This window comes from Sphingobacterium sp. MYb388 (assembly GCF_037479535.1).
In the GTDB taxonomy this organism is placed as follows: domain Bacteria; phylum Bacteroidota; class Bacteroidia; order Sphingobacteriales; family Sphingobacteriaceae; genus Sphingobacterium; species Sphingobacterium anhuiense.
This window is the reverse complement of the sequence record NZ_JBBGYV010000004.1, coordinates 361,281-374,991: the sequence shown is the minus strand read 5'-3', so window position 1 is coordinate 374,991 and position 13,711 is coordinate 361,281. Positions and strand designations below refer to the sequence as shown.

The 13,711-nt window shown below is 35.1% G+C and carries 10 protein-coding genes; 9 read left to right on the top strand and 1 reads right to left on the bottom strand.

Annotation, left to right across the window (positions count from 1 at the left end):
• Positions 1-435 precede the first annotated feature (435 nt).
• Together WH188_RS15365 and WH188_RS15360 are read left to right on the top strand one after the other, a co-directional pair.
• The gene (locus WH188_RS15365) at positions 436-1,827 is read left to right on the top strand and encodes a 3-keto-disaccharide hydrolase (protein WP_168126666.1); all 1,392 of its coding nucleotides are present in this window, start codon (positions 436-438) and stop codon (positions 1,825-1,827) included.
• Between the two features lie 11 nt (positions 1,828-1,838).
• Complete coding sequence (locus WH188_RS15360; protein WP_168126665.1) at positions 1,839-3,254, top strand: Gfo/Idh/MocA family oxidoreductase; 1,416 nt, start codon at positions 1,839-1,841, stop codon at positions 3,252-3,254.
• Between the two features lie 155 nt (positions 3,255-3,409).
• Here the strand turns inward: WH188_RS15360 and WH188_RS15355 are convergent, their stop codons facing one another.
• Positions 3,410-4,084 (bottom strand): hypothetical protein, encoded by a 675-nt coding sequence (locus tag WH188_RS15355; RefSeq protein WP_021188317.1) that lies wholly within the window; start codon positions 4,082-4,084, stop codon positions 3,410-3,412.
• A gap of 392 nt (positions 4,085-4,476) precedes the next feature.
• Here WH188_RS15355 and WH188_RS15350 point away from each other — a divergent pair, with 392 nt between their 5' ends.
• The 7 genes from WH188_RS15350 to WH188_RS15320 all read left to right on the top strand — a co-directional run bounded on the left by WH188_RS15350 (position 4,477) and on the right by WH188_RS15320 (position 13,711).
• Positions 4,477-5,319: a universal stress protein gene (locus WH188_RS15350; protein ID WP_021188318.1), complete on the top strand. Its 843-nt coding sequence runs from the start codon at positions 4,477-4,479 to the stop codon at positions 5,317-5,319.
• Between the two features lie 78 nt (positions 5,320-5,397).
• Complete coding sequence (locus WH188_RS15345) at positions 5,398-5,772, top strand: DUF1304 domain-containing protein (RefSeq protein WP_021188319.1); 375 nt, start codon at positions 5,398-5,400, stop codon at positions 5,770-5,772.
• Between the two features lie 93 nt (positions 5,773-5,865).
• Positions 5,866-6,288 carry a hypothetical protein gene (locus tag WH188_RS15340; protein WP_339424295.1) on the top strand — a complete coding sequence of 141 codons (423 nt, stop codon included), beginning with the start codon at positions 5,866-5,868 and terminating at the stop codon, positions 6,286-6,288.
• A gap of 179 nt (positions 6,289-6,467) precedes the next feature.
• Positions 6,468-9,596 (top strand): SusC/RagA family TonB-linked outer membrane protein, encoded by a 3,129-nt coding sequence (locus WH188_RS15335; protein ID WP_168126663.1) that lies wholly within the window; start codon positions 6,468-6,470, stop codon positions 9,594-9,596.
• A gap of 10 nt (positions 9,597-9,606) precedes the next feature.
• Positions 9,607-11,061 carry a RagB/SusD family nutrient uptake outer membrane protein gene (locus WH188_RS15330; RefSeq protein WP_339424294.1) on the top strand — a complete coding sequence of 485 codons (1,455 nt, stop codon included), beginning with the start codon at positions 9,607-9,609 and terminating at the stop codon, positions 11,059-11,061.
• 11 nt (positions 11,062-11,072) lie between these two features.
• Complete coding sequence (locus tag WH188_RS15325; RefSeq protein WP_339424293.1) at positions 11,073-12,296, top strand: hypothetical protein; 1,224 nt, start codon at positions 11,073-11,075, stop codon at positions 12,294-12,296.
• 263 nt (positions 12,297-12,559) lie between these two features.
• On the top strand, positions 12,560-13,711 hold the full coding sequence (locus WH188_RS15320; protein WP_132768404.1) for a Pycsar system effector family protein: 1,152 nt from the start codon (positions 12,560-12,562) through the stop codon (positions 13,709-13,711).

Below are 13,711 nucleotides of genomic sequence, written 5' to 3'. Positions count from 1 at the left end.
TTTGTTTTTTTAGTGTAGCATATGAAATGTAAGTATGTGTTATAAGTGACATATTCAAACGTTTTCGTAAATAATTAATTTGTTTTGGTGGATTTTTAGATATGTAATTGATACTATTGTTTTAATTTTAATAAAATGATAAACCAACTGATTGAAAAATTACCATGATGTATGTTTTCAATTGTAAACCGTTTTATATTATTTCTTGATCAATAATCATATTTATGAGTTAATTTCATAGATTCTTTAATTATTGTTTTTACTAAAGCATTTATCATTGCAATTTATGTGAAAACATATAGTGATTGTCCTGATCATATTGATTAAATATGAATAAAATGAGCCTTGTGCTCAATAACTAATTATGTAGGTGAAACTATTATAGATCAATTCATGCTTTATACGTGATTCATCTTGTTTAAAAATATAATTCCAATGAAAAAAAATGCAATTGTCAAAGCAGTCTTTATCGGTGCAATGTTAAGTAATGGCGTATTCTCATATGCTCAGATGAATACAGATACAGAAAAAGGGTGGATGAGTCTATTTGATGGGAAAACATTAAATGGCTGGAAATCTGTAGGAGGCAAGGCACCCTATTCTGTAGAAGGGGATGCTATTGTTGGACGGATGACTAAAGGGACACCTAATTCATTTTTAATCACCGATAAGGAATACGGTGATTTTATATTAGAGCTAGATGTGAAACTTGAGGGAGACCAAACAAATTCGGGTATTCAGACACGGAGTCATTTAGACCCTACTGCGAATGGCGGACTTGGCCGGGTGTATGGTCGTCAGGTTGAAATTGATCCTACTTCAAGATCATGGACTGGTGGAATATATGATGAGGCACGTCGTAGTTGGCTTTATCCGCTGGATCTAAATGAAAATGCAAAGAAGGCTTATAAGCAAGAAGAATATAATCATATCCGCATTGAAGCTATTGGAGATGAGTTACGTACCTGGGTAAATGATATTCCGGTCTCCTATGTCGTGGATACAATTGACCGATCTGGATTTATAGGTCTACAAGTACATAGTATACCTGAGAAATTAGATGGAAAGAAGGTTTACTTTAAAAATATCAAGATCCAAACTTCTAATTTAAAATCTCGTGCTTTTCCTAGAGATATTTACATCGTAAATCTAAAACCTAACGACGTAGTTGCTTCTGAGAAAAAAAATGGAGTTAAATTGCTATTTGACGGAAAGAGCAGCAATGGGTGGCGTAGTGTTAATGGGGCAAAATTTCCGGAAAAGGGTTGGGAAGTAAAAGATGGGCAATTAATGGTTTTGAAGTCCAATGGTGGTGAGTCCACTAATGGTGGTGATATTGTGACAAAAGATAAATATAAGGTTTTTGATCTATCATTTGAATTTAAACTCAGTCCGGGAGCTAATAGCGGCGTTAAATATTTTGTAACACTCAAAGAGAAGACAAAAGGATCTGCTATAGGCTTGGAGTATCAGGTGTTGGACGATAAGTTGCATCCAGACGCAAAGTTAGGTAGAGATGGCAATCGTACATTGGCTTCACTGTATGATTTGATGACATCAAATCAAGATGGACGTGCTCGCAGACCAATTGGTGAGTGGAATAGAGGTCGTGTTGTAGTGACTGCCGATAATAAAGTTGAACACTATTTGAATGGTGTTAAAATGTTGAGCTATGAACGAGGTTCTAAAGAATTTAAGGACTTGGTTGCAAAAAGCAAATATAAGGATTGGGTGAATTTTGGAGAGGCTAATGAAGGTTATATTCTATTGCAGGATCATGGCGATCAAGTATCATTCCGAAGTATTAAAATCAATGCTAGTAACTAAATTATAAAAGTATGAATCATTATTTATCGCGTAGAAGTTTTATGAAAAAATCTGCGTTAGCGGGTGGAGCTGTATTAATGGCAAATAGTGTATTTGGAAACATTAATTTGGCGAAGCCTAATGAACGTGTTAATTTAGCTTGCGTAGGTTTGGGAAACAGAGCTGGAGAAATCATCAAATCGTTGTATAAGACCGGTTTATGTAATATTGTTGCCCTTTGCGATGTTGATCTGGGCGCTAAACATACACAGGAGATTCTTTCGATGTTTCCTGATGTACCCCGATTTAAGGATTTCAGAATTATGTTTGATAAAATGTCTAATCAGATTGATGCTGTAAGTATTGGAACACCTGATTTTTCCCATTTCGCGGTTACAATGTTAGCTTTAGATCTTGGGAAGCATGTCTACGTAGAAAAACCTATGGCAAGAACTTTTCTGGAAGTTGAATTGATGACAAATAAAGCAAAGAAATCCCCCAAGCTAGTCACGCAGATGGGTAATCAGGGACATTCGGAAGCTAATTATTTTCAATTTAAAGCATGGAAAGATGCTGGAATTATTAAGGATGTGACGCGTATTGATGCACACATGAATATGCCTCGTAGATGGCATGGTTGGGATGTGCATATGAAAAGGTTTCCAGCTGCTACAGCTGTTCCTCAGACATTGGACTGGGATCTGTGGCAGATGCAGACTATGGGGCATGACTATAATAAAGATTTCGTCAATGGGCAATGGCGATGCTGGTATGATTTTGGCATGGGCGCACTTGGTGATTGGGGAGCACATATATTGGATACTGCTCATGAATTTCTTAATCTGGGTTTACCTACTGAAATTACAGCCGTTAATCTGGAAGGACATAATTCATATTTCTTTCCGATGTCTTCTACACTTAAGTTTCATTTTCCAAAAAGAAGGAGAATGCCTGCAGTAGATATTAATTGGTACGATGGATTGAACAATCTTCCTCCGATACCTGAAGGTTATGGTGTTTCAGGATTAGATCCAAATATTCCTGCACCAAGTACAGGGAAGCTTGAACCAGCAAAATTGAACCCAGGTAAAATTATCTATAGTAAAGATCTTCTATTTAAAGGCGGTTCACATGGAAGTACGTTACAAATCATTCCAGAATCTAAAGCGCAAGAACTGCAGTCAAAGTTACCTGTGGTACCAAATTCGCCATCAGACCATTTTGCTAATTTCTTAAAGGGATGTAAAGGTGAAGAAAAAACAAGATCGCCGTTTGAAATAGCCGGGCCATTGAGTCAAGTTTTTTGTTTAGGTGTTATTGCACAGCGTTTAAATACAAAGCTTATTTTTGATTCTGAAAAGAACGAAATTGTCAATGACATTTTTGCTAATGCTTTATTGGCCGGCTCTCCACCTGCAAAAGGGTGGGAGGAGTATTATCTCATGTAGCCTTAGTTTGAAAGATAGTTGTTGTCGAATAATACCAATAGAGCAATCGCAAATTGCTCTATTGGATTATAGGGGATAAATATGTAAAATAATTATGTGGTGCATATTTAGTGAATAATATTTTTTAATAGGAACTAAGGGAAATTGGATTCTCCTTATTTATTATTAGCAAGAATTGCGATATCCTTAACTTCTATAGTATGTGATGGATATCCGTTAACAGTAATATTTATCATCGCTTTTCCTACCTCTTGTAACGTTAAAAAATAGTTTTTATTGAATGCTCTCAATAATGGAAAAATAGCGTTAATTACTCTGTAAAATCCTTTTACATTTTTAGCCCCTTTATTGGGTTTCATAAATGCTGGTCTGAAATTGTAAACAGATTTAAAAGGAAGTTTCAAAAGATCATTTTCTGTTTTTCCTTTTACTCTTGCCCACATTTGTTTCCCTTTTTCACTGCTATCCGTACCCGCTCCAGATATGTAGCAAAATATGCTATTGGGATTGACCTCAGCAAAGGTTTTTGCAAAACCTAAGGTTAGATCATAAGTAATCTTGGTAAATTGATCTTCATTTATGCCTAAAGATGAAATTCCGGCACAGAAAAAACATGCGTCATATTCTTTTAATTGATCAGAAATAACGGAGATAGTACTAAAGTCGCTGTGCAGGATTTCCTTAATTTTCCCTCCCGAATATCCACAAGGTTTTCTACCAATGACAAGAATACTTTGAACTTTATCATCAGCAATGCATTCCTGTAGGACACCTTCTCCGACCATTCCACTTGCGCCGGTGATGATCACTTTAATTTTGGAATTAGTCATTTTGTAGTGGTTTCGTTTATTGAGTGTACGTATAGTTTTGAATTCATTTATGATCGTTCATTAATGATTTAATGAGATGTCGAACATGCTCTTTTCTGATTTGAAAGTATATTCCCTAAATTTTTATAAGGACCAATATTAATCCATTGATCTTGCTCATAGATTAGTTCATTACTAATTTAATGAAAATTAGTATTATAATCAATGAAAGCCAGTACTCGATTCGATGATTTATTTTAATATAATCGTTGTCATTTTTACTGTGTTATATTGTTTAGGTTCATTATACAGGCATAATTGTTGTGTGGATATTTAATGTGGAAAATATTGATTTGTTGGTCAATTATTTTCTAGTAAAATGAATATGTAGCTATCAATTAAATGATTTGATTATGAAGTCTATTCTTATTCTCACCGATTTTTCTTCCGCTACAGAGCAAACAATAGGTTATATCAAAGAAAATGGATTACAGCTTGGTATACAACGGATATTGATTTATCATTCATTTGGCCCCCAAGGTATTGACACATTGGTGCCTGATGGGATTAAAATTCCTATTTTAGGTGATGAACATCAATTATTTGAAAATTCAATTGCCACACTTCAAAAATTACGCAATGAATTATTAGAAGTATTGCAAGATGTCGAGATCGATGTTCTGATTGACTCTAAACCTGTTGTTGAGGCTGTTCATGAAATCGTACAGGAGAAGAATATTGATCTTGTCGTATTAGGTATAAATGGAAGTGATGATGGGGGTAAAAACAGTGTTGGAAAAATACCTGCCCATTTAATGAAAAACCATAGTTTAGATCTTCTGCTTGTTCCTTCAAACTCGAAATCATATCGTATGGATAATGTAATGCTGGCTTGCGACCTAAAAAATATTGTTCAAATTCTTCCTGATAAGAAGCTAAAAGAGTTTGTACGTGATCTAAACGCACATCTTTTTGTAGTCAATGTTGGTGAGGAAAATGATATGGATGCGGTATCTTTAGTACAGGAGCAGACCGTTTTACATGAGCTTATCGATGATCTCAATCCTGAGTTTCACTATTTAAAAAGTAAAGATACCGTGCCGGTTTTACTACAATTTGCACAGTCTAAACAAGTTGGGCTCATTGTTGCAGTACCTCTTAAAAGAGGTTTTTTAGAAAATTTATTTCATAAAAGCGAAACAAAAAAGTTAACATTAAATACCAGTATTCCATTATTACTGATGCATAAAAGGTAAGTGTTAATTTCTTACTATATATTATTGATAAACCTCTTATTAAAAAATATTGATTAAATTCATTTTTATATTACTTATATGGAAGGAATTATTGGAATTACAGCAAAAATTGTGATTGGTATTGTTGCTGTAGAACATCTTTATATTTTATGGTTAGAGATGTTTGCATGGGAAACCAAGGGTAAGGAAACATTTAGATCTTTACCTAAACACTTATTTAAGGATACCAAAGTTCTAGCCGCAAATCAAGGCCTCTACAACGGCTTCTTATCTGCTGGTCTTTTTTGGTCGCTTTTAATAGGAGACTCTTTATGGCAACATAATATAGCTTTGTTTTTTCTAAGTTGTGTTTTTATAGCGGGTATTTATGGGGGTGCAACAGCAGAAAAAGGTATTTTTTTTAAGCAAGCATTACCAGCTTTGATTGGAATTATACTTCTATTATTAAGTTAGAAAAGTTTTATAATTAACTGTTATATATTTTGTTGTATTTATTTGTGTGAATATTCACTTTAGTATTTGCTATTTATTTTTAATAGATAATCTTTGTTTTGGATATTTATAAAAGCTATTTTTGCCCAAATTGACTTACAACAAAGAATGAATCTAGGACGAATTTTTATTATGACAATGACTATGGTCTTTCTAATGAAACCGTTTGTTCCTACGCTTTTTTATTTGGCGAATGTCGACTATATCAAGGAGTATTTTTGTGTGAACAAAGATAAACCGATGTTGCATTGTGATGGTTCTTGTTTTTTGGCTAAGAAAATCGCAGAATCCAAGAAAAAGGAACAATCTGATCGCCTTCCGGTTGATAATGCAATGGTTCAAGTTGATTGGATCAAAGAAATTCAACATTGTTTCTTAAGTCCTATTATACAAAAATCTATTAAAGTTGCTTATATCCCAGTTTATTATCATAAAATATATCTAGGAAATCCTTTTCGTCCTCCCCAGTTTACATAAAATATTTTGTTTCTGAATTGAAGTTTTAGAGAACTTCAATTCAGTATCCTATGGCTACAGGCCTTATTTTACATCAGTTTTAACAATTGGATGGTTCCGATTATGAAGTTTTTTGTTGCATTATATGAACTATAATGTAAGCGACTGTCATGTGAGCCAAACAAGTATTTTATGTCATTATGCCACTATCTAAAAGTCCTATGGGACTAGGTTATGTGCTCGGCTTGATCATTACATTGCAATTGATCAATAGTCGGACGCTATTTGCAGGAGTATATCCAGACCAGATTTTATTTAAACAGATTACGATTACTGGGGCCGTTGAGGATGCTAAGGGTAAGCCAATTGCTCATGTGACTGTAGTCGAGGCGGGAACAGTTAATCGCACTCAAACGAACCAGTACGGTCAATTTTCATTAAAAACTAATAATAATACTGCCACATTGCAATTTTCTGCAGTTGGTTTTAAAAATAAGCTTATCCAAGTTAATGCAGGGCATAAAGTCTTGGTTACGCTAGAAGAGGAGTCGAGTATTATTGATGAAGTTGTGGTGACTGCATACGGCAGTGCCAATAAGCGTAATTTCACGGGCTCGTTACAGGAGATAAAAGCGGATAACTTAACGAAAACATCAGCGGCAAGTTTTGAGAATTCATTGCAGGGAAATGTGACAGGCCTTCATGTTTATACTACCGGTCAACCTGGTGGTAAGTCGAGTGTTCAGATTAGGGGGATGGGTTCGATTAATGGAATTAGAGAACCTCTTTATGTATTGGATGGAGTTGTTATGAACAGTGATAACAATTCAAAAATAGGAGGTAACGGTGCCGTTAATCAAATTAATCCACTGACATCTATCAATTCAAATGATATTGAAAGTATTACTGTTTTGAAAGATGCGGCCGCTGCTTCTCTGTATGGTTCAAGAGCTGCAAATGGTGTTATCTTAATCACGACAAAAAAAGGACGTAAGGGGGAAACTATTCTCAGTGTACTTTCGCAAGGCGGAATACTTTCTAATCTAACTAAAGAGAAGACTATTTCAAATCAGGACTTTAAACAGCTTTGGCAAGTTGGTCAGGTGAATCAATATATTCAAAATAATGAAGGATCGGATTATACCCGTATTTATAACGATTCACAGTTGTTACAACATTATCAATCTTTGGCTCAAAAAGATTATTCTTCCGTTTATGGTCATGATGATGCGAATTCAAACTGGTTAGATGCCATTTACAGAACAGGAACTACACAACAGTATTCTATTGCAGCAAGTGGTGGGAATGAGTCGACTCTTTTTTACGCATCGGGTGAATATCTAAAACAAAATGGTACGATTATCAAATCTGACCTCGAACGAAAATCCGGTAGGTTGAATATGGAGAATAGGGCTAAATCATGGTTAAACTTAGGAGCAAATTTATCTGTCGCTCAATCAGACCGTAATAGCGGACAGTATGATTCAGAATACGTTGGCGGATTAAATCCTTTATTTATGGCTAGGGTCTTGCCGCAGGCAGCTCCTATATATGATAAAAACGGTTATCAGGGAATAGCAGACCTACCAAATCTCATTGAAAAAAATGCTAACCCTATCGGAGTGATTGAAGTGGGGAAATATGAAAATAAAGATTTGCGGTTAAGGGGGGCAGCCTTTGCAGAATTAGTATTACCTTATTCAATTAAATTTAAATCAACTTTAGGTATTGATCATCAAAGTCTGGAAGAGACTTTATATGATAATAAAGTATTTGGAGCTGGAGGAGGACAATGGAATGGGGCGCTTTATGTTGCTCAGGGACAGCGCTCTCAATTAATGACTTCTAATATATTGTCTTATCAAAATAGGATAAATAAGCATTCTTTTGATATTCTTGCTGGATTTGAGGCAGAGGAATCCAAAATGAAGTCCATTAATAATTCAGGATATGATATTTTGGATAATGAATTATTGTCTTCGAGCAGTATTGGAACATTGTGGTCATGGAATGGTCAATCGGATAACTATGCTTTGATTTCTTATTTCAGTCGTTTGAATTATAATTTATCCAATAAATATTTTATTTCTGGAAGTATACGAAGTGATGGCTCATCGCGATTTGGAAAAGATTCCCGTTGGGGTAATTTTTGGTCGGTTTCGGGAGCATGGTTAATCTCTGATGAGAATTTTATTAATCATAATAAAATTAATCTTTTAAAACTTAGAGGAAGTATGGGGACTAACGGAAATCTTCCGCCAGCTTCTTATGCTTCTTTAGGTTTTTTCACGACGGCAGGTAAGGCTTATGCTTCGGAATCGGGATTGTCTTATGGACAGTTAGCTAATCCAAATTTATCTTGGGAGCTAAGTAAAAATATTGATCTGGGTTTAGATGCGCGATTGTTTAATACTTTAGATATTACATTAGATTATTTTAATAAAAAAACGAGCAATTTATTGTTAAATATACCAGTTTCTTCAACTACAGGATTCACTAGCCAATTGCAAAATTATGGCGAAATGAAGAATTGGGGTTGGGAATTTAGTATGAAATACAGAGTAATTGACCATAAGGACTTGAAGTGGGATACACGTATTAATGGGACCATCCTCCATAATGAAATTACTAAGTTACCATCTGATCTTATTCCGACCTATAGTTCATCCAACGGTCAAAATCCCCTTATTACTAAAGTTGGCGAAAGCTTAAATTCATTTTATCTAAGAGATTATGCTGGAGTAAACCATGAAAATGGTTTGGCAAGCTACCATGTTCTTAAAGATGGAAGAAGAACAGGCGAGCTGACGACAAATGCAGAGGAGGCCGGATTTGGAATTTTCGGAAACGCTGTACAAAAGGTTCAAGGAGGTTTTTTAAATCAATTTAATTTCAAAAAATTTAGTCTTGATGTATTGTTAAATTATGGAATTGGAGGCAAAGCTTATGATTGGACTGCATTTAAACGTGATGATGATGGTTTTTTACCACAGTTTACAAGCACAAAAGCTCAATTGAACCCTTGGACCCCACTTAATCCAGATTCAAAAGTACCAATACGTATTAATGGTAATAATACTTTTTCAAATGATGTGTCTACCAGACATCTATATAATGCCGATTATTTAAAGGTTAGAAATATACGGTTGAGCTATCATTTGGATAAATTTAGGTTTTTGCAAGGTGCTACCTGTTTTATTCAAGGCGATAATCTGCTTTTATGGACAAAATTAGACGATTTTGATCCTGAAGCAATTACTAATGGAGTCAATTTATTTCAAACGCCAACTTCGAGAAGTGTTTTAATAGGCGTTCAATTCAAATTATAAGATATCTTACATGAGAAATAAATACTATATAAGTGGAGCTTTTATGCTGATTTTGACAATCCTTATGGGGTGTCAGAAGGACTTATTAAATCAAAAGCCGGATCATGTCATATCAGAGGAACTGGTGATCAATTCGGTAGACAAGTTAAAACGCTTGCTCGCGGGATCATATAATGAAATTTCAAATGGTAATTATTTGGGAAGAGTGCTATATAAGCGATCTGCCGTAAAAAGTGCAGATTTTAGATTCGTACAAACCATATACAATCCAAGAAATTATGAACAGATCGAATATCGTTATGAAGAAAGTGGTAATAACAACGGTAGTGCGTCGATATTATGGTTGCAATGTTATAAAGTAATCGGCAACCTCAATCTAATTTTGGCTAATATTGATCGTGCTATTGGTGATGATGCACTTCGTGCACAAATTAAAGCTGAATCTTTAGCATTACGTGGAATGGTCTATTTTGATCTTTCCAGAACATTTGCATATCCATGGATAAAGGATAAAGGAAAGTCACAGGGGATTCCATTAAAGCTTACACCAAATGAGTTGGTTATTGAAAGAGGAACCCTGGCACAGACATACAATCAGATCTTGATCGATTTACTGATGGCTGAAACTTTGCTAAAGGAGAGTGTTCCCGCAGCAGGGAGTTCCAAGTATATTACTAAAGTTGGAGTACAGGCGCTTATGGCAAGAGTATATTTGTATCAAGAGAATTGGCAGATGGCACTTCATTATGCTCAAAAAGTAATGGAAGTTATACCTGAAGAAAAACTGATGGGATTGACGAATTATGTTTTTTCAGATTATACTTCTGAATCAATATTTGAGCTCAGTGTCACAAATGATAACTCGCCGGGGAGTAATGGTTTAGGTGCACAATTTGATTTTAGAGCAGGGGGACAGGGAGATATTTTAGCGACACAGACTTTTAGTGATTTACTGAAGGAATATGTTGCAGATCCACGTGCTAATCTACTATTGACTGATAAGGAAGGGACGAAGAATGCTTTTGTGAAATACATCAATAGAAGTGGTGGGTCTGGCTTAAGTATTCATAACATTCCTGTCATCAGGCTTTCAGAGATTGTGTTAATTGCTGCTGAGGCTTGTGCAAATGGGGCCACAGGAGGAGAAGAAGCGGCACTTCGTTATTTAAATATGTTGATTAAACGAAGAACTGGCGATTTTCAACGGGATAGGGCTACTGAAAGTGGTGTGGGGTTATTAAATAGAATTGCAAAGGAGAGACGGAAAGAATTAGCTCTAGAGGGACATGAAATCTATGATTTGATCAGAACTGGAACGGCTTTAGAAAGGAAGCTAACTGATCATATCAATACTGGACTTAATAGTAAAAATTTGAATATACCAGCTATATCTGTAAAAATGATCTATCCGATTCCGGCTAATGAAATTAGCGCTAGTGGAATGAAACAAACTATTGGTTACTAAAAGTTATTCTTATGAAAAATACAATTAAAATAATTGGATTGCTATATATGATACTATTGTTGTCTGCATGTGATAATAAGCTGAAAAAGGAAACTGATTTTCAGGAAATTCCATTTGAAGAAGGATCAAATGCTGTTCTGCCACATCTAACGTCTTATGCGGGGCAATTATATTTATCTTGGGTAGATACAGTATCTAACTCGAATCCTAGCTTACGGTACAGTAAACTTCAAAACGGGAAATGGCAACCACAGGTACTACTAGCTTCTGGTAAAAACTGGTTTGTGAATTGGGCCGATTATCCTATGATTGCTATGCATAAAGGGAAGATATTGAGTCATTATCTACAACTCTCAACCACAGGTAAGATGGCTTATGATATTAAATTTAATGTTTCTGATCATCAAGGATCTACTCATTATAAATTGTTGCACAGTGACCATACGGCTACTGAACATGGATTTGTATCTATGACTCCTTATCGTGACAGTAGTTTTTTGGTTACTTGGTTAGATGGTCGAAATATGGTTACTGATGCTCATGCTCATGGACATCATAGTGGAACAATGAGTGTAAGGGTTGCGGAAGTAACAGCTCAGGGTGAAATAAAAGATGAAACTATTGTTGATGACAGTGCATGTACTTGCTGTCAAACGACTACTAGCCTAACAGCAAATGGGCCGGTGGTACTGTATAGAGACTGTACTTCTGATAATATACGTGATATTGTTATTGTAAGAAAGGTGGGAAATGGGTGGACTAAACCGGTTCCTATTCATGCCGATAATTGGTTTATCCAGGGTTGTCCTGTAAATGGACCAAAATCAGCTGCTTTTGGTAATACTTTAGCGGTTGCATGGTTTACTGCATCAGATGAAACTCCTCGTGTGCAACTGGTGTTTTCAGGTAATGGTGGAGAGCAGTTTATGGATCCTATATTGATCAGTAACAAGGGTGTACTTGGGCGTGTTGATGTAGCCCTTGTTGATACTGACCAAGCGATAGTAAGCTGGATGCAAACTGAAGGTGATTTAACTTATCTATATGCGATGCTCGTTAATAAAGATGGTACAACCGGTCCGTTGAGAAAAGTTACACAACTTTCATCTAGTCGAAAGAGTGGTTTTCCTCAGATGGAGCTTGTAGGAGATCAGGTATATTTTGCATGGGTGGAATTACAAAATAATGTTACGAAACTGAGAACAGTATCAAAACCTATAAATCAGTTTAAATAATAGAAAATGCTATATGTAACCTTAATTTATAAATAATGATAAAAAAAGCCGGATACAAAAATGTATTCAGCTTTTTTTGAAAAATGTAATATTATTATTTATCGTATCTTTTAGGATGATTATTTTCATCCATATCTGCCAAAAATAAATGATCTTTGTTTGGATGGATCTTAAGAAGATATTATTTAATTCTTATCTTTAAATAATAGTAATGTATATTGAATCAGTATTGATTACGATCAACCCAAACTAATTTATATTTTATGGACTACTCTCAATTGATAAAGGAAACGGCCAAATTTGTACATAAGTATATGGATGAACATGACCTTTCAAAATTCAGCTTCCATAATGATGCACATACGCAGGAGGTTGTGGATGCAGTTCAGAAAATGGCAAGTTATTATAATCTTGAAGAGCGCGACACCGCAATTGTAACGTTATCAGCCTATTTTCATGATCTTGGTTATTGTGTTCATGGCAAAGATAGTCATGAAGAGAGGAGTGCGGCCATTGCTTCAGATTTCCTTCATTCAAAAGATGTTGATGATAGTTTTATTCAGTCTGTGTCTGGCTGTATATTAGCGACAAAATTACCGCAATCACCAAAGAATCTATTGGAAGAAATTGTTTGTGATGCTGATTTATTTCACTTAGGCAGCGATCGCTTTGATGCCCGCAATAAATTGATGCGTCAAGAAGCGAAAGCTTGTGGATATGTAGTGAGTAAAGATGAGTGGCGAAAAAATACGATTAAATTAATGGAAGATCATCATTATCATACGGATTATGGTCGTAATTTACTAGAAAATAAAAAGCAGCAGAATATGACGGTTTTGAAACAAAAAGAAAATTCTGGAACTGCTGATCAAGAAAAAAAGAACGGGAGACCTGAAAGAGGGATTGAGACAATGTTTCGCATCACCTCGACTAATAATCAGCGTTTAAGTGATATGGCTGATAATAAATCCAATATCCTAATCACTGTTAATTCGATAATATTATCTGTTGTTATTGCGCTCCTATTACGTAAATTAGACAATAATGCTCATTTAATATTTCCTACATCAATTTTATTATTTACTAGTTTAGCAACTATGGTGATTGCTATTTTGGCAACGCGACCATCTGTTCCGGACGGAAAATACACCGATGAAGATTTGAAAAGTAAAAAGGTCAATTTGTTGTTTTTTGGTAACTTTTACAGAATGAATCTAGAGAGTTATAATAGCGGAATGAAACTTATGATGGAAGAGCGTGATTATCTGTATAGTACTTTAATAAAAGATGTCTATTCTCAGGGTGTTGTGTTGGGCAGAAAGTTCAAATTACTTCGATTAGCTTATAATATTTTTATGTACGGGTTGATTGTATCCGTATGTGCGTTTATTATTGTTGTATTGATTAATTCCTAA

What these genes read in the sequence shown, in the direction of transcription:
- WH188_RS15360 (WP_168126665.1), top strand. Translation starts at nt 1,839, where the DNA reads ATGAATCATTATTTATCGCGTAGAAGTTTTATGAAAAAATCTGCGTTA.
- WH188_RS15345 (WP_021188319.1), top strand. Translation starts at nt 5,398, where the DNA reads ATGGAAGGAATTATTGGAATTACAGCAAAAATTGTGATTGGTATTGTT.
- WH188_RS15355 (WP_021188317.1), bottom strand. Translation starts at nt 4,084, where the DNA reads ATGACTAATTCCAAAATTAAAGTGATCATCACCGGCGCAAGTGGAATG.
- WH188_RS15365 (WP_168126666.1), top strand. Translation starts at nt 436, where the DNA reads ATGAAAAAAAATGCAATTGTCAAAGCAGTCTTTATCGGTGCAATGTTA.
- WH188_RS15330 (WP_339424294.1), top strand. Translation starts at nt 9,607, where the DNA reads ATGAGAAATAAATACTATATAAGTGGAGCTTTTATGCTGATTTTGACA.
- WH188_RS15335 (WP_168126663.1), top strand. Translation starts at nt 6,468, where the DNA reads ATGCCACTATCTAAAAGTCCTATGGGACTAGGTTATGTGCTCGGCTTG.
- WH188_RS15350 (WP_021188318.1), top strand. Translation starts at nt 4,477, where the DNA reads ATGAAGTCTATTCTTATTCTCACCGATTTTTCTTCCGCTACAGAGCAA.
- WH188_RS15320 (WP_132768404.1), top strand. Translation starts at nt 12,560, where the DNA reads ATGGACTACTCTCAATTGATAAAGGAAACGGCCAAATTTGTACATAAG.
- WH188_RS15325 (WP_339424293.1), top strand. Translation starts at nt 11,073, where the DNA reads ATGAAAAATACAATTAAAATAATTGGATTGCTATATATGATACTATTG.